This window comes from Actinophytocola sp. NPDC049390 (genome assembly GCF_044466355.1).
GTDB lineage: Bacteria > Actinomycetota > Actinomycetes > Mycobacteriales > Pseudonocardiaceae > Actinophytocola.
This window is the reverse complement of sequence record NZ_JBITMQ010000008.1, coordinates 228,390-241,911: the sequence shown is the minus strand read 5'-3', so window position 1 is coordinate 241,911 and position 13,522 is coordinate 228,390. Positions and strand designations below refer to the sequence as shown.

The following is a 13,522-nucleotide window of genomic DNA, read 5'->3' as shown; positions in this document are numbered from 1 at the left end:
TTTTTCGGTTACGGTCCGTCTTCGAACCGCTTACGGAAGCGGTCCTCCATACGTTGCGAGAATGAGCTTCGGCGCGCCTTCGGCGCACCTCCGCCACCACCGCCTTCGGCGCCCTCCTCGCTCTCCCCGGCACCATTTCGCATGGCGGAGAGCGTGAGCAGCGCACCGAAGAACATGACCAGGAAGCCGAGCAGGCTGACTACCGGGACACCGCCAGGCTTCAGCGGCAGGATGACTCCGAGGACCAGGAGCGCGACACCCAGCACGAACAGCGCGATGCCCTGCAGGCGTCGACGCCGTGACGGGCGACGCAGCCGCGCGCCCCGCACGCTGGATGCGAACTTGGGATCCTCGGCGTAAAGCGCACGCTCAATCTGGTCGAGCAGTCGCTGCTCGTGCTCGGAGAGTGGCATTCGTTCCTCCTCCGGCACAGCGGTCGCGAGCGCCGGGCGATCACGGGTCTTTGGCCGCCGGACCCGGCGGGCGCCCCACGGTGGGGACGTCACCTCCAGGATACGAGCCGCGAGGCTCCGCGACTACCCGATCCGGAATCATGGTCGTATGCATCAGCAAAACCCGGCCACTCCCGAGTCTGTCACGAGCGCCGACGGCCCCGCCCGGGTGGGTTGAGTGGAACCGGCCACAGCGCTGCGCCAGATCGCGTTCCTGCTGGAGCGCGCCGCCGAGCCGACCCACAAGGTGCAGGCGTTCCGGCGGGCCGCCGCCGTGGTCGCCGGGCTGCCCGACGGCGAACTGGCCGAGCGCCTGCGTGCGGGGACGTTGACCGCGCTGCCCTCCATCGGCAGGACCACGGCGGCCGTCATCACCGAGGCCGCACGGGGTGAAGCACCCACCTACCTGCAGCGACTCCTCGCGGGCGGGCTGGCGCCGGTGGCGGGCGGCGAGGCCATGCGCGCCGAGCTGAGAGGTGACTGCCACACCCACTCGGACTGGTCGGACGGCGGTAGCCCGATCAGGGAAATGGCGGAAGCCGCCATCCTTCTGGGGCATGACTGGATGGTCCTGACGGACCACTCCCCTCGACTCACGGTCGCGAACGGCTTGAGCGCCGATCGGTTGCGTGAGCAGTTGGACGTGGTGGCGGCGCTCAACGTGGAGCTGGCGCCGTTCCGCATCCTGACCGGCATCGAGGTCGACATCCTCGACGACGGCGCCCTCGACCAGCTGCCGGAGCTGCTGGCCCGCCTGGACGTCGTGGTCGGCAGCGTGCACTCGAAGCTGCGGATGCCCCACGACGAGATGACCGACCGCATGCTGGCCGCGATCGCCAACCCGCACCTGGACATCCTCGGCCACTGCACAGGCAGGCGGGTGAAGGGCAGGCAGCGGCCGGAGTCGGAGTTCGACGCCGCGGCCGTGTTCGCGTCGTGCCAGGTCAACGGCGTCGCAGTGGAGATCAACTCCCGCCCGGACCGGCTCGACCCGCCGCGGCGGCTGCTGAGCCTCGCCCACGAGATCGGCTGCGTGTTCTCGATCGACAGCGACGCGCACGCGCCGGGCCAGCTGGACTGGCTGCCGTACGGCTGCGAACGAGCCGAGGAATGCGGAATTTCACCCGATCGGGTGATCAACACGTGGCCCGCGGAACGCCTGCTGGAGTGGACGGCCGGTCGCTGACACGCGCCGCGGGTTCGTCGACTCGCCCGGCGAGCGGATACTCGGGGAGGTAATCCGGCAGGGGCGGTGGCAGAGGAGGCAGCTGGTGAGGGAGCCGGACGAACTGGGCGACGGCGTCGCGGTGGTGTCGGCGGCGGCGCGGATCACCGTGCTGTCCGGCGCCGGTGTCTCCACCGACTCGGGGATCCCGGACTTCCGCGGCCCCAACGGGTTGTGGACGAAGGATCCGAAGGCCGAGCGCCTGTCGAGCTTCCAGGCCTACGTCGAGGACCCCGAGGTGCGCCGCGCGTCGTGGCAGGCGCGGCTCGCCCACCCGGTGTGGCGGGCGGAACCGAACGACGCACACCGGGCGCTGGTGAAGCTGGAGAAGGCCGGGCGGCTGGTGTCGGTGGTGACGCAGAACATCGACGGGCTGCACCAGCGCGCCGGTTCGACGTCGGTGCTGGAGCTGCACGGCTCGATGCGCGAAACCGTGTGCCTGCAGTGCAACGAGCGCCGGCCGATGGCCGAGGCACTCGAACGTGTCGCGGAGGGCACGGCGGACCCGTCGTGCCGCGTGTGCGGCGGCATCCTCAAGTCGGCGACGATCTCGTTCGGTCAGCCGCTCGACACCGACGTGCTCATGGCGGCCCGGGACGCCGTGCTGTCGAGCGACCTGATGCTCGCCGTCGGCAGCTCGCTGTCCGTGCAGCCGGCGGCCGGGCTCGTGGGTCTCGCGGCACAGGCGGGCACGACCGTCGTGATCTGCAACGCGTCGGAGACCCCGTACGACGACCTGGCGACCATCGTGCTCCGCGACCCGCTCGGCGAGGTGCTGCCCGCGCTGATCAGGTGACGCGGATTCCGGCCGACCGCAGGGCTTCCTCGACGCGGAGCCGTTCGACCTCGCGGTCCATCCCCTCGCCCACGGTGTCGAGCCGGTGGGGCACGTCGAGTGCCGCGCAAGCCTGGACGAGCAGCGCGTCGTAGGCGTCCCGGGCGGCGCGGCGGCGGACGGCCGGCGTGCCGGGCGGGAAGTCGGCGAGAGTCCGGTGCACGCGGCGCAGGTCGGCGGCGAGCCGTTCGACGGGCGGACGGGCGGGTTCCGGTCCGTGGCGGCGCCTGCGCAGGTAGGCGCCGACGGCGTCGACGGTCTTCGGCACCCGCAGCAGCACCCAGAACAGCAGCGTCGGGGCGATCACCACGACCACCAGCAGGACCAGGTTGCCGACGGGCACCATAACTGGGAATGTTACCTCGTGGAACATTGACGAGAACTCGTTACAGTTTGTGACTGTGCGTCGAGTCCTCGTCACCCTGTTCGCCGCGCTCGCCGTGTTCTGTTCCGGCGTCCCGGCCCACGCCTATGCCAACGCCTTCTTCCACACGCAGAGCTCCGGCAACCGCGGCGTGGACGTGCTCGCGATCCAGCACCTGCTGACCCACCACGGCCACACGGTCACGGCCGACGGCGTCCTCGGCCCCGCCACGACCACGGCGATCCGCGCGTTCCAGTCCGCGAGGGGCCTCGCTGTGGACGGCATCGTCGGCCCGGTCACGTGGGCGGCGCTGGTGCCGCAGATCCGCCAGGGCGCGAGCGGCCCCGCGGTGCGCGCACTGCAGGTCGAACTGAACGAGAAACGCAGGCTGTCGCTGCCGGTGAACGGCGTCTTCGACGCGGCGGTCACCACCGCGGTCCGCGACTTCCAGTCCCACGCGGGCATCGGCGTCGACGGCGTGGTCGGCCCGACGACGTGGCGGAACCTGGTGTGGCACTACGGCTATCCCGACATGGCGGCGGGATTCTGCGACAAGGACCCGGACGGCAACGGCACCGCGAACTGGGCCACGGCCGCCGCGGTCGCACAGCTCGAACGGGCCGCCCGCACCTTCGCCGCGACCGGCCAGGGCCAGATCCCGTTGGGAGACGCGGGTTTCGAACACGGCGGGGCCATCCCCGGCCACGCCAGCCACCAGGTCGGCCTGGACGTGGACCTGTGGCCGATCCGCACGGACAACGCCCAGTGCACCGGGAGCCGGATCACGTGGCAGTCGTCGACCTACGACCGCGCCGCCACCCGTGCGCTGGTGGAGGCCATCCGCGCGGCGGCACCCGGCCACGTGCGCCTGATCTTCTTCAACGACCCGGTCCTGATCAGCGAAGGCCTCACGACGCAGTACGCCAACCACGACAACCACCTGCACGTCCGCTACTGCGAACGCGTCCACCCGAACAGCCTCTACACCTGCTGACCGATCGCCAGGTTCACGAACCACCGCAACTCCCCGGCAGTCTGCCGGTCGTCCTCGGTTCCGCCGCCCATCGCGTCGACACCCGCGTCGACCTGATCCGCCAACGCCCGCAGGCGGTCCCGGGCCGCTTGGTCGCCACGCGCCTCGACGAGGTTCGCGCGCCCCGCGTGGGCACGATCCCACAGACTCCGGCGCAGGACGGTCATGTCGTCGGCAGTGGTCGGCACGTGTGCGACGAGGAAGGGCTCGGCGAACCCCCAGATCTCGGCGGAGGTGAGCGCGACCATGCGCTCGACCCGCGAACTCGGCGTCTCCCCAACGTCGGTGTGTCGTAGACGGGCTTTTCCTTGCTGCGGGAGAACCAGCCCATCAGTTCTGTTGCTCTTCGGGATGACGGGTGAGCGCGTCGTTCACGAACTCCCGGATCTCCTCTGCCGCGAGCCGCGCCATGAGCACCTGCCGCTCGGACGCACCCTTGCCCTCGACGACCCCCACCCAGACCTCCGCGTCGTCGGCGACGCGGAGCACGCGTGCCCGTGCCGGTTCGACCTCGGCGCCGCGCGCGTGCTTGTACGCGGCGATCGCGTGCTCGGCCTGTTGCCACAGAAGACGCTGCGACTCGGACAGCTCCGCGGTCGTGAGCCGCGTGTTGGGATCTTTGAGCGATCCCACCTTCCTTCTTGACGTGGCAAGCGCGATGATGACGAGCAGCACCAGGCCAAACCCGACCGCCCCAACCCACTCCATCAGCGACCGTCTCCCTTCGTGTTCTCGATGGGGGTGAACCAGCCGCGTCCGTTCCGTCTTCCGGTGCCCCCCAGCGTTGGCGTACTGCTGGACGAACGGGTCACGACAGCTCTCCTGACACCCGGTGCGGCCCTGGCCCGTCGTTGAGGTAGCTCTCCTGCCGCGCGGGTGCCTCTGTTCGAGTCTCGGGATCGAGAGCCTTGTCGACCTGGCCGGTCACGTACTTGCCCGCTTCCTTCGTGGACTCGACGATCAGCTTCTCGCCCATGCCACTGGCGGCGACATGACCCGCCCATGCGCCCAGCCCGTTGACTGCCTCACGCTTCACGCCGTAGTACGTGTGCCGGGCGTACTCGGCCCCCTGCCGAAGCAGGCCATCTCCCAGCTTCCGTCCCTGCCGCATCACCCTCGCCGCGTGCTTGTGGGTGTCCTTCAGGTTCTTGGCCGCTTTCATGAGGTGCTTGCGCAGGTTGTCAGCCATCTCGCCGCCCCTGCCAAGCACCCGCTTGAGCTTGTCCAGCCATTCGCGGACCGTCGGCCAGAAGCCGGTCGCCGACTTGACCGCCTCGGGAATGGCGGCCGCGGTCGTCGGTGGCGGGAAGCGCAACATCAGGCTGACGAGCTTGCCCGCGAAGTCGGCGACGAGGTTGCGGATGATCGAGCGGACGACCGCGACCACGACCTTGCCGATGGTGATCAGCCCGGACATCGCGGACGCGCCCGCCGCGACGCCCCGGTACAGCTCCACCCGGCTCGTGCAGAACGAGCGGTACGTGTCGGCGGCCGAGCCGCGCCAGCCCTGTGCGTCGGTCTTGTACGCGCTCTCCAGATCGTCGGCGGCCTGGTTCATCTCGTCGCTGATCCCGGTCCACGTGCCCGCGACGACGTCGAGTTCCTGCTGTTCGCCCGCCAGCCAGTCGAGTGGTTCGCGGAGCCAGCCGACGTACTCGATGAGCCAGCCGAACCCCATGCTGAGCAAGACCGCCAGCGGGTCCTCGTTGCGGAACCGGCTGGCGTCGAGCAGCCCGCTTCCCAGGTTGAACAGGCCCTCGGTCCAGTCGCCGCTGAGGATCTTGGCCTGGGCGTCGAACAGGTCCTGTGCCATCCCCGCGCCTTCGAGCGGCGACGGGCCGGCGGCGCCGCGCTCGGCGTCCTGGACGATGCGGTTGTCACTCGTCACGGGTCAGCTCCTCGAACATCGTGACCGCCTCCTGCTCGGTCATGTCCACGTCGTCACGCCAGACGCGGACCCCCTCGATGTGGTCGTCGGTCGCGTCCAGCGCGTCCCGCAACGTCGTCTCACATTCCGCGCGCACCTCGTCGCAGTCCACGCCGTACCTGGCGGCGAACAGCCCGAACGCCATGGCCCGGATCGGCTGGCTTCCCGCGCCGACGGCGGTGTTCACGCGGTCGCGGACGTGCTGGAGCTTGGTGTGGTGGGCGGTCAGCTCGCTGAGATCGATCGCCGAGCTGTTCTTGTCGTTCATCGTCGGCTCCTCAGCGCAGCAGGTTGCGGTCACCGAAGTCAGGGGCCTCGTCCGGCCGCTGACCAGGGCGGGACGGCCGCGGTCGGGCCGCCGACAGGTCCTCCTCGGCGCCGATGCGCAACGTGCTCCGCTTCCGTTCCTTCGGCTCGTCGCGCGGTCGCGGATAGGTGGTGCGGTACTGGTCGTCCATCGCGGCGAGGGTTGCCTCGGGTGCCGTGTCCGCCAGCCGGTCGTGGACCGCGTCAGCGAGACGGGACTGTGCGCGCCGCATCGTGTGGAGGATCTCCTGCGCCAGTTCCTGTCCCTGTTTGGCGCGGGGGCCGTCGCCCAGCCGCAGTTCGACCACGTTGCCGGTCGCGTTGACGGTCACCGCGATCTGGCCGTCGTCGCTCCGCTCGGTCACCCGGACGGCACCCAAGCCGTCCTGGACCGCATTCGCTTGCCGCCGCACCTTCTCGATGTCCTGTTCGAGACCGGCGATCAACTGTTCCGGATCCATGTCGTTCCTCGTCACTGTCGTGCCTTCGTCTCTGCGGACAGCGCGCTCAGCATGTCGTCGAGCTGGCGGGTGAGCGCCGCGTCCGTGCCGGGCGTGAGGGTCACCCAGTCCCGTTTCCTGGTGAACAGGTACCGCTGTGCGCCGTCGTAGACGCTGACGACGTGCGGTGCCCGGGCGCGGGCGGCGCCCGCGGGTGTGCGCGCGGCACCGAACTGTCCGAAGTGGACGATGTCGCGCCAGGCGTCGACGATCTTGCGTGCCTCGTCCTTGCCGAGTCCGTGGGCCGCCAGGGAACGGGCCAGGTCCCTGGCCCTCGCTGCCTTGTCGAGGACGGCGGCGGGAAGCGTGACCGAGCGGCCGGTGCCTGGCGGGTGGAGCGGCAGCAGCGACACGGCTGTGGGCGCGACCTGGTCGGCGCGCACCGCGTCGAGTGTCAGTCCGCGACCGTCGAGCACGGCGACGGTCGCCCAGCGGTGGTGCCAGGCAAACAACGCGGACGTGCGCGGACCCGAGGTCAGGTGCAGCCGGGCGTCGAGTTCCCACTCCGGCCGGGCGACCCGGTTCAGCAGTCCGGTCACCCGCTCGTCGGGTGCCCGCGGACTGCCGAGACCCTTCGCCGCGAGCGAGGCCCATGCCGTGGCCCGCAGTTCTTCCCGCTCGGCGATGGTGGCGCCGTGCGAGTCGATGTCGAGGATCGGCGGGAAGGACCCGAGCCGGAGGTGCTCCCACAAGATGTCGTACTCCAGCAACGACAACGTGACCGCTCTGCCCACGGGATCGTCAGTCATCTTCTTCGTCGCCGATGACCGGCGGGGCCACGGGCGGGGAGGTGTCCCAGAAGTCGTCGCGGAAGTCACGCAGGTACTCGGGCGAGGTGCGTTCCTTGTCCTCGTCGTCGCGGCGGCCCGCACCCATGGGACCGAACCCGCCCATCCCTGCACCGGGGCGGGGGCCGGCAGCCGTGCCGCCGCGGGCAGCTACCGGGTCACCGGCCAGCGGTCCGGCGCCGACCGCGCCGCCACGTCCTGGCGCGGCGCCACCGACAGGGCCACGCCCGGTGCTCCCGCTGCCACCGCCTGGCGCACCGCCCGAACCACGACCACCGCCGACGCCCCGGTCAGTGCCACGCCCGCCCGGCTCGCCGAAAGGCAATGGACCGAACGCCGTCACCGGCGACCCACCGGTAACGGGCGAGGTGACCGGAGCGTTGACTGACGGGAAACGGTTCGGTGGTGTGGTGACACGTGCGGGGTCGGTGCCGCCTGGTGGTGGCGCCGCCGCACCCGGCGTGGTTTCCCGGCCTGCCGTGTCGCCTCCGCTGACCGGCCCGCCGTCGCCGGAAACCGGACCGCCCCGGTAGCCCACGTCACCGCTGTCACCGGACTGGCCGGGGTAACCGCCGTCGGCTGGTTTCCTGACCGGGTCGTCCTCGACACTGATCACGTCTGGCTCCGGTTCCGGCGGGCCGACGGTGACGCTCTGCGGCGGGACGAAGGCGCCCACGCTGTTCTGGGCGGCGGCCGAGTTGGTCGAGTACGTCTCCATCAACTCGACGGCGTGCCGCTTGGCGTTCTGCGCTTCCCGCTCGGCGGCGTCCTGGTCCTGTTGCGCGGCGATCAGGTCCTCGACCGTCGGCGGGAACGTCACGGTTTTCGACGGCGTGACCACCGGCTCCGGCATTCCGTAGGAGGTGCTGCTGAACGCGTTGCCGACATCGCGGGCACTGGCAGCACTGGAATCGGCGGCGACGGCCGCGTCGCGCGCCCACTGGGCGAGTGGCGACACCCCGGCGTTCATCGACTCAGCGGCAAGCCCCTCCCAGCTCACGCCCGCCTCGGCCAGTGCCTGTTCGACGTCGTCGACGGATTCCTCCATCAGGGCACGGAACGTGACCATCTCCGCCTCGGTCGCCGCGGCGGCGGCGATGTCGGCGTCCGTCCGCACCATGGCGTAGAGACGTTCGTGCGAGTAGGACGCCCAGTTCTCCCCATGAGACCACCCGATGAACGTCATCACTCCCCCAGCCCGCTCACGGCCGACTCCGCCAACTCATGCGCCAGCTCACAACTCTCCGAGAACGCGACCTCGGGCAGATCGGGCAGCACCGTCGTCATCAGGTACTGACCATCCGCAACGTCCACCACAACATCGCAGCGATTCTGGGGGACATCCGCAGCCACCGTGAACGCAGCGAAGCCCTCCACAGGGTCATCCTCATCAACCTCGGCGTTGTACGTCCCGTCCAGCCACACGTAGATCCCGTTGTTCGTCACGAGCGTCACCCAGTACCCGTGATCATTCCCGCTGTAGTAGCACTCCGGACTGTCGAAGTCCTTGTTTCGATCTGGCTTACCTGTTTTGTCGATGTCGAACGCAGACAGGTCTGCCTCCGGCACCAAGGCGCACGGGTCCTTGCCGGTCAGATCGACATCACGCGGGCGGCTCGGCGACGACGACTCGACCGGCCGCGGCTGCCCCACCGACGTCTGAGTACATCCAGTCGCCGCAGCGGCCAAGACCACTACACCCAGCAAACCCCGCGCGGTCCTCACTTGGGGAACCCCTGACCAAACCTGTCCGTGTTGTCCCTCTCGACCAGCCCATAGGCCAGCGCCGAGGCGTTCAAACGATCGATGGTCTCGTTCAACGCCACGATGAACCCCGCCAGCGCCTCCGCAGCCGCCTCGCCGTTCGCCGTGAACACCTCCGCGTTGCGCTCGCTACACGGATCGGTCCCTGGAGCCCGCCCGGTAAACAACGCGTTGCCCTTACCTCGGTGGTAGCTACGGAGAATGTCGAGGCGGCCTTCCAGGCGTTGCTTCAGGCGCACGATGTTGTCCGGGTCGACGACCATCCGGGCCGCTGGTGGCGGCGGTGCGGCTTCGGCTCCCTCTTCCCAGAACGGCATGGCGTTTCCTCCCCTGCTTCACACCACAGGAAAGGTTAACGCAGGGATCTTACGCTCGGTGGCGGGTCGGTCAATCTGAGTGATCAGTGAAAGAATTCACTCCAACGGGCTATTTCGTCGACTCGGCGAGCAGTGTGAGGAGCCCGTTAGCGCGCCTCGGTCATCTCCTCGGTGGCCATGGCCAGGATGGCGGCGAGTTCGAGCAGGGCCGTGCGTCGGAAACGGATCTCGATCTGTGCGTCGGGAAGGTGGAGGTACAGCTCCATCGGACCGTGGATCGGCGGGGAGTCGGCCGGGCTCTCGTGCCACCGTGGCTCGCCCGGCAGGCTGACCGGGCGCAGGCCGAGCAGGCGTTCGCCGTGCACCGCGTGACGGGCGGGCACCGCGCACGCGTTGCCCGTCGCGATCGTGTCGAGCAGCGTCCGGACGGCGTCGCGGTCGAGCCGCAGCGAGTACACCGTGACGGCAGCCGGGTGGACGACGAGGTGCGTGGGGTCGTCGGCGGGCAGGTCGAACAGCGTCGTGCACTCCCAGTGGGCGATCGTCTGGCCGACCACCGTCCAGCGCTGCGCTATTCCGGGTGGCGCGAGTGGCATGGTTTTTGCTCCTTTGTGGATGGCCGGTTCGGCGCCACGCCACGACCGCGCGCCGGTCGTCGCGTGGCGCCACCGCCCGCCGACGGGGATGCGATGGCAGCGCGCGGGTTCCGGCGGCGGCACTACACCCTGAGGCCGCCGCCGGACTGCCACCGGTCGGCGAGTGTCGAGACGTCGGCGCCTCCGGGGCGCTAGCCTCACTCGTAATCTAACTTGCGTACGCGAATTTGAATACTCACACGATTTGGTGAACGCGGTCCTGCTACCGTCCGCGACATGTCTCGAAGTGGGCCCCTACCGCCGTTCGTGCACAAGGTGATCTGCGGCTGGAGACTGCGCCACCTACGCGAGCACGCATCGCTGACCCAGAAGGAGGTCGCGGAACGCACCGGCTGGTCACAAGGACGCATCACCAATATTGAGTCGGGCAAGTCGGGTATCCCGCCGCACCGCCTGGATGTGCTGCTCGATCTCTATGGTGCGGACGAGGCCAGTCGCAAGCAGTGTCACGAGCAGGCCTTGCTGGCCGAGGGACGCGCGCCCCGCGACACGTTGCGTACCCGGTTCCAGGGCGACATGCAGCTCGTCATCGACATGGAACTGTCCGCGCAGACCCGCTGGGAACACGCCAGCATGATCATCCCCGGGCTCCTGCAGACCGAGGCGTACATGTTCAATCTGTTCCGCGCCTACCGACCCTCACTCCCCCAGAACAAGATCGAGCAGGATGTGGCCGACCGGCTCGAACGCCAGACGGTGCTGGACAACGCGGACCAACGATTCTGGTTCGTCATCGACGAGGCCGCGCTCCAGCGCATGGAGAACACCGGAGGCAGCCGCGCCGTGCTTCGTGAGCAGATCGCGTACCTCGCCAACGCGGTCGACCGGCCGAACATCGAGATCCAGGTGGTGCCGTTCCGGCACGGCTACTACCTGGGCCAGGCAGCGAACTATGTGATCTTCGGATATGACACGAATCCGCCCGTTCACCTCGTCTACCTTGAGAGCTACGACGATCGCGACACCCTCCATGACGCCATCAAGGTCGGCAAGTACCTGACGCTCTGGGACCACCAGAAAGCGGCGGCCCTCGGGCCGGAACAGACCCGGTCGTTCCTGCGCGGCATGGCGCGGTCGTCCTGACTACACCCGGACGACGGACGGACGACGATGAACGACGACAGGAACCTCTGGCGCACGTCCAGCTACAGCGAGCCCAACGGCGGAAACTGCGTCGAGGTGGCCTACACCACCGAGACGGTCGGTGTGCGTGACAGTAAGAATCCCCGTGGCGGGCAGCTTCACATCACCCCCGATCAGTGGACTCGCGTGCTGGCCTGGGTCCGCTGAGCAGCGTCGCCGGGCGGATGGCGGCGCCGCCGAACTTGGCGCGGGCCAGGTCCGCTGCCTGGTCCGCGTCGCGCCAGCCGCGTTCCGGGGCGTCCAGGAGGAGTTGCTGACCGCCGGATGTCGTCTCCTCCAGTTGTTCCATGCGTACGCCGATCAGGCGGACCGCGCCCGGTGGGGTTTGTTCGTCGAGCAGGCGGCACGCGGTGCGGTAGATCTCCTGGGTCACGTCCGTGGACACCGGGAGGGTGCGGGACCTCGTGATGGTCGTGAAGTCGCCGAAGCGGACCTTGATCGACACCGTGCGGCCGCGTAGCTCGCGGCGGCGCAGGGCGGCCGCCGTGCGTTCGGACAGGCGTAACAGTTCCTGTTTGAGGACCTCGCGGTCGGTGTGGTCGACCTCGAACGTCTCCTCCGCGCCGACCGACTTGTCCACCGACTCCGGGACCACCGCTCGGTTGTCGTGACCGTTGGCCAGTGCGTGCAGGTGTTCGGCAGCCGCGACGCCGACGGTGCGTTTCAGGCGGGCAAGCGGCATCGCGGCCACGTCCGCGACCCGGTTCAGCCCGACCGACGACAGCCGTTCCGCCGTCTTCTTGCCGACGCCCCACAGCGCGGACACCGGCAGCGGGTGCAGGAAGTCGAGGATGTCGCTGCGCGGCACCACGAGCATCCCGTCCGGTTTCGCCAGGCCGGACGCGAGCTTGGCCACGAACTTCGTCGACGACACCCCGACCGAGCACGTGATGCCCCACTCGGCCACCACGCGGGCGCGGATCCGCTCGCCGATCTCCCCCGGTGTCATCCGCAGCCGCCGCAACGCTCCGGCCACGTCCAGGAACGCCTCGTCGAGGCTCAGCGGTTCCACCAGCGGCGTGATCTCCCGGAAGATCGCCATCACGCCCGCCGACGCCTCGGTGTACAGGGCGAAGGTCGGCGGTAGGAACACCGCGTGCGGGCAGAGCCTGCGCGCGTGGGCCGTCGGCATGGCCGACCGCACCCCGTACGTCCGCGCCAGGTAGTTGGCCGAGCTGACCACCCCGCGACCGCCCGTGCCGCCCACCACGACCGGCTTGTCCGCGAGCTCAGGCCGTTCCCTGATCTCCACGGACGCGAAGAACGCGTCCATGTCCACGTGCAGGACCGGGCACCCGGAGTCGTCCGGCCACCGCCCGTCCCGTGCCTTGTAGCGATCCACCAACCCGCGTGGCAGATCCCCGCTGCGTCCCATGGGTGCAGCTAAGCAGAGGGCACCGACAAATGACGACGGTGTGGCGAGGTGAGACCGGACGAATGTCCCATCCGTTCGGGTTTGTGGTCAGGACCGGCGGGCCACCACGTGCAGGCGGGCGGCGATGTCTCGCAGCGGCGCGGTCGGCGCCAGCTTCAGCTCCAGCGCGGCCAGCGCGTCCTGCGCCGAGGAGTCCTGCCGCAGCACCGAACCCGGCACCAGCTCGCTGAACACCCCGTGCCCCTGCACCAGCTCCACGGACAGTCCCGCGTCGGTCAGCAGCGCCACCAGGCCGTCGGTGTCGAAGCGGCGCAGCAGCGACTCCTCCGGCAGCCTGCCCGCCGGGTCGTCCGCGAGCGCGGCCGCGTCGGACAGCCTGCCCGCGATCGCGCGGTGCAGCAACGCGGCCGTCCGGTTGGCGGCCAGCACCGACACCACGCCGCCCGGCGCGACCGCCGCCGCCATCGCGGCGACGGTGTGCTTCGGGTCGTCGACGACCTCGAGGAGGCCGTGCGCGAGCACGACGTCCGCCGAGCCGGCGGGCACCACCTGCCCGAGGGCGTCGCTGTCGGCCTGGACCGCGGTGAGGCGGTCGTGCACGCCCGCGTCGGCGGCGCGCCGGGACAGCGTCGCGAGCGCGTTCGGGTTCGGCTCGACGACGGTCACGACGCAGCCCTCGGCCGCGAACGGGACCGCGAGAACGCCGCTACCTCCACCGACGTCGAGGACACGCGGTGGCTCGCCGGCACGGCGCCGCCGCGCGGCGGCCAGCTCGGCGTCGAGCGCGAGGCGTACTGCATCCGGTCGCATGAAGCGAAAGGGTAGGCCCCGTAGGGT

19 protein-coding genes are annotated in these 13,522 nt (G+C 69.7%); 5 read left to right on the top strand and 14 right to left on the bottom strand.

The window, feature by feature from the left end; translation table 11 throughout:
• Positions 1–8 precede the first annotated feature (8 nt).
• Entirely contained in the window at positions 9–413 is a 405-nt protein-coding gene (locus ACIBVP_RS23670; RefSeq protein WP_396108426.1) for a DUF3040 domain-containing protein, read from the bottom strand.
• Between the two features lie 217 nt (positions 414–630).
• On the opposite strand from ACIBVP_RS23670, the gene ACIBVP_RS23665 reads away from it, so the two are divergent.
• On the top strand, positions 631–1,638 hold the full coding sequence (locus tag ACIBVP_RS23665) for a PHP domain-containing protein (RefSeq protein ID WP_396108425.1): 1,008 nt from the start codon (positions 631–633) through the stop codon (positions 1,636–1,638).
• An 82-nt stretch (positions 1,639–1,720) separates the two neighbouring features.
• Positions 1,721–2,473, top strand: coding sequence for an SIR2 family NAD-dependent protein deacylase (locus tag ACIBVP_RS23660; RefSeq protein ID WP_396108586.1), 753 nt, complete (start codon positions 1,721–1,723; stop codon positions 2,471–2,473).
• Here ACIBVP_RS23660 and ACIBVP_RS23655 read toward each other — a convergent pair.
• The gene (locus tag ACIBVP_RS23655; protein ID WP_396108424.1) at positions 2,466–2,858 is read right to left on the bottom strand and encodes a hypothetical protein; all 393 of its coding nucleotides are present in this window, start codon (positions 2,856–2,858) and stop codon (positions 2,466–2,468) included. The two genes, ACIBVP_RS23660 and ACIBVP_RS23655, sit on opposite strands and share 8 nt — an antisense overlap.
• 55 nt (positions 2,859–2,913) lie before the next feature.
• Here ACIBVP_RS23655 and ACIBVP_RS23650 point away from each other — a divergent pair, with 55 nt between their 5' ends.
• On the top strand, positions 2,914–3,870 hold the full coding sequence (locus ACIBVP_RS23650; protein ID WP_396108423.1) for a penicillin-insensitive murein endopeptidase: 957 nt from the start codon (positions 2,914–2,916) through the stop codon (positions 3,868–3,870).
• On the opposite strand, the gene ACIBVP_RS23645 is transcribed toward ACIBVP_RS23650, so the two are convergent.
• The 10 genes from ACIBVP_RS23645 to ACIBVP_RS23600 all read right to left on the bottom strand — a co-directional run bounded on the left by ACIBVP_RS23645 (position 3,858) and on the right by ACIBVP_RS23600 (position 10,107).
• Positions 3,858–4,157: a hypothetical protein gene (locus ACIBVP_RS23645; protein ID WP_396108422.1), complete on the bottom strand. Its 300-nt coding sequence runs from the start codon at positions 4,155–4,157 to the stop codon at positions 3,858–3,860. The genes ACIBVP_RS23650 and ACIBVP_RS23645 overlap by 13 nt on opposite strands.
• 82 nt (positions 4,158–4,239) lie before the next feature.
• Entirely contained in the window at positions 4,240–4,617 is a 378-nt protein-coding gene (locus ACIBVP_RS23640; protein ID WP_396108421.1) for a hypothetical protein, read from the bottom strand.
• Between the two features lie 100 nt (positions 4,618–4,717).
• The gene (locus tag ACIBVP_RS23635) at positions 4,718–5,797 is read right to left on the bottom strand and encodes a WXG100 family type VII secretion target (RefSeq protein ID WP_396108420.1); all 1,080 of its coding nucleotides are present in this window, start codon (positions 5,795–5,797) and stop codon (positions 4,718–4,720) included.
• Positions 5,787–6,104 (bottom strand): hypothetical protein, encoded by a 318-nt coding sequence (locus ACIBVP_RS23630; RefSeq protein WP_396108419.1) that lies wholly within the window; start codon positions 6,102–6,104, stop codon positions 5,787–5,789. Before ACIBVP_RS23630 ends, ACIBVP_RS23635 begins: the two co-directional genes overlap by 11 nt.
• A gap of 10 nt (positions 6,105–6,114) precedes the next feature.
• Positions 6,115–6,603 (bottom strand): YbaB/EbfC family nucleoid-associated protein, encoded by a 489-nt coding sequence (locus ACIBVP_RS23625; RefSeq protein ID WP_396108418.1) that lies wholly within the window; start codon positions 6,601–6,603, stop codon positions 6,115–6,117.
• Positions 6,604–6,614: 11 nt separating this feature from the next.
• On the bottom strand, positions 6,615–7,391 hold the full coding sequence (locus ACIBVP_RS23620) for an ESX secretion-associated protein EspG (protein ID WP_396108417.1): 777 nt from the start codon (positions 7,389–7,391) through the stop codon (positions 6,615–6,617).
• Positions 7,384–8,616, bottom strand: a complete 1,233-nt coding sequence (locus ACIBVP_RS23615; RefSeq protein ID WP_396108416.1) for a PPE domain-containing protein — start codon at positions 8,614–8,616, stop codon at positions 7,384–7,386. The genes ACIBVP_RS23620 and ACIBVP_RS23615 overlap by 8 nt, the downstream gene beginning before the upstream one ends.
• On the bottom strand, positions 8,616–9,125 hold the full coding sequence (locus ACIBVP_RS23610) for a DUF3558 domain-containing protein (RefSeq protein WP_396108585.1): 510 nt from the start codon (positions 9,123–9,125) through the stop codon (positions 8,616–8,618). The genes ACIBVP_RS23615 and ACIBVP_RS23610 overlap by 1 nt, the downstream gene beginning before the upstream one ends.
• 26 nt (positions 9,126–9,151) lie before the next feature.
• Positions 9,152–9,511, bottom strand: coding sequence for a PE domain-containing protein (locus ACIBVP_RS23605; RefSeq protein ID WP_396108415.1), 360 nt, complete (start codon positions 9,509–9,511; stop codon positions 9,152–9,154).
• A gap of 146 nt (positions 9,512–9,657) precedes the next feature.
• Positions 9,658–10,107 (bottom strand): hypothetical protein, encoded by a 450-nt coding sequence (locus ACIBVP_RS23600; RefSeq protein ID WP_396108414.1) that lies wholly within the window; start codon positions 10,105–10,107, stop codon positions 9,658–9,660.
• Positions 10,108–10,413: 306 nt separating this feature from the next.
• Here ACIBVP_RS23600 and ACIBVP_RS23595 point away from each other — a divergent pair, with 306 nt between their 5' ends.
• The gene (locus ACIBVP_RS23595; protein WP_396108413.1) at positions 10,414–11,250 is read left to right on the top strand and encodes a helix-turn-helix domain-containing protein; all 837 of its coding nucleotides are present in this window, start codon (positions 10,414–10,416) and stop codon (positions 11,248–11,250) included.
• Positions 11,251–11,277: 27 nt separating this feature from the next.
• The gene (locus ACIBVP_RS23590) at positions 11,278–11,457 is read left to right on the top strand and encodes a DUF397 domain-containing protein (protein ID WP_396108412.1); all 180 of its coding nucleotides are present in this window, start codon (positions 11,278–11,280) and stop codon (positions 11,455–11,457) included.
• On the opposite strand, the gene ACIBVP_RS23585 is transcribed toward ACIBVP_RS23590, so the two are convergent.
• Both ACIBVP_RS23585 and ACIBVP_RS23580 read right to left on the bottom strand, forming a co-directional pair.
• Positions 11,414–12,685: a DNA polymerase IV gene (locus ACIBVP_RS23585; protein ID WP_396108411.1), complete on the bottom strand. Its 1,272-nt coding sequence runs from the start codon at positions 12,683–12,685 to the stop codon at positions 11,414–11,416. The genes ACIBVP_RS23590 and ACIBVP_RS23585 overlap by 44 nt on opposite strands.
• Positions 12,686–12,772: 87 nt before the next feature.
• Positions 12,773–13,495 (bottom strand): class I SAM-dependent methyltransferase, encoded by a 723-nt coding sequence (locus ACIBVP_RS23580; RefSeq protein ID WP_396108410.1) that lies wholly within the window; start codon positions 13,493–13,495, stop codon positions 12,773–12,775.
• Positions 13,496–13,522: the final 27 nt, after the last annotated feature.

What these genes read in the sequence shown, in the direction of transcription:
- ACIBVP_RS23670 (WP_396108426.1), bottom strand. Translation starts at nt 413, where the DNA reads ATGCCACTCTCCGAGCACGAGCAGCGACTGCTCGACCAGATTGAGCGT.
- ACIBVP_RS23655 (WP_396108424.1), bottom strand. Translation starts at nt 2,858, where the DNA reads ATGGTGCCCGTCGGCAACCTGGTCCTGCTGGTGGTCGTGGTGATCGCC.
- ACIBVP_RS23645 (WP_396108422.1), bottom strand. Translation starts at nt 4,157, where the DNA reads ATGGTCGCGCTCACCTCCGCCGAGATCTGGGGGTTCGCCGAGCCCTTC.
- ACIBVP_RS23640 (WP_396108421.1), bottom strand. Translation starts at nt 4,617, where the DNA reads ATGGAGTGGGTTGGGGCGGTCGGGTTTGGCCTGGTGCTGCTCGTCATC.
- ACIBVP_RS23630 (WP_396108419.1), bottom strand. Translation starts at nt 6,104, where the DNA reads ATGAACGACAAGAACAGCTCGGCGATCGATCTCAGCGAGCTGACCGCC.
- ACIBVP_RS23625 (WP_396108418.1), bottom strand. Translation starts at nt 6,603, where the DNA reads ATGGATCCGGAACAGTTGATCGCCGGTCTCGAACAGGACATCGAGAAG.
- ACIBVP_RS23620 (WP_396108417.1), bottom strand. Translation starts at nt 7,391, where the DNA reads ATGACTGACGATCCCGTGGGCAGAGCGGTCACGTTGTCGTTGCTGGAG.
- ACIBVP_RS23615 (WP_396108416.1), bottom strand. Translation starts at nt 8,616, where the DNA reads ATGACGTTCATCGGGTGGTCTCATGGGGAGAACTGGGCGTCCTACTCG.
- ACIBVP_RS23605 (WP_396108415.1), bottom strand. Translation starts at nt 9,511, where the DNA reads ATGCCGTTCTGGGAAGAGGGAGCCGAAGCCGCACCGCCGCCACCAGCG.
- ACIBVP_RS23600 (WP_396108414.1), bottom strand. Translation starts at nt 10,107, where the DNA reads ATGCCACTCGCGCCACCCGGAATAGCGCAGCGCTGGACGGTGGTCGGC.
- ACIBVP_RS23590 (WP_396108412.1), top strand. Translation starts at nt 11,278, where the DNA reads ATGAACGACGACAGGAACCTCTGGCGCACGTCCAGCTACAGCGAGCCC.
- ACIBVP_RS23585 (WP_396108411.1), bottom strand. Translation starts at nt 12,685, where the DNA reads ATGGGACGCAGCGGGGATCTGCCACGCGGGTTGGTGGATCGCTACAAG.
- ACIBVP_RS23580 (WP_396108410.1), bottom strand. Translation starts at nt 13,495, where the DNA reads ATGCGACCGGATGCAGTACGCCTCGCGCTCGACGCCGAGCTGGCCGCC.